Below are 479 nucleotides of genomic sequence, written 5' to 3' on the forward strand. Positions count from 1 at the left end.
ACCAGGCGAAGGCCGCGTTCGCCGCCCGTGAGGGCGTCAAGCTGTCCCCGATGCCGTTCTTCGTGAAGGCGGCAGCCCAGGCGCTGAAGGCCCACCCGGTCGTCAACGCCCGGATCAACGAGGACGAGGGCACCATCACGTACTTCGACTCGGAGAACATCGGCATCGCCGTGGACGCCGAGAAGGGTCTGATGACCCCGGTCATCAAGGGTGCGGGCGACCTGAACATCGCCGGTATCTCGAAGAAGACCGCCGAGCTGGCCGGCRAGGCCCGCGGTGGCGGTCTGACCCCGGACGACATGTCCGGTGCCACCTTCACCATCAGCAACACCGGTTCGCGCGGTGCGCGACATGACGTACCTCTCGCTCTCCTACGACCACCGTCTGGTGGACGGCGCGGACGCCGCCCGTTACCTGACCGCGGTCAAGGCGATCCTGGAGGCCGGCGAGTTCGAGGTCGAGCTCGGCCTGTAAGGCGG

Annotated in this window: 1 pseudogene; it reads left to right on the plus strand. The window is 67.6% G+C overall.

Annotation, left to right across the window (positions count from 1 at the left end):
• The first annotated feature begins 50 nt into the window (after positions 1-50).
• Positions 51-474, plus strand: a pseudogene (locus tag AC1DUE_RS20255) (2-oxo acid dehydrogenase subunit E2).
• Positions 475-479: the final 5 nt, after the last annotated feature.

Source organism: Cellulomonas sp. P4_A2, from assembly GCF_056402515.1.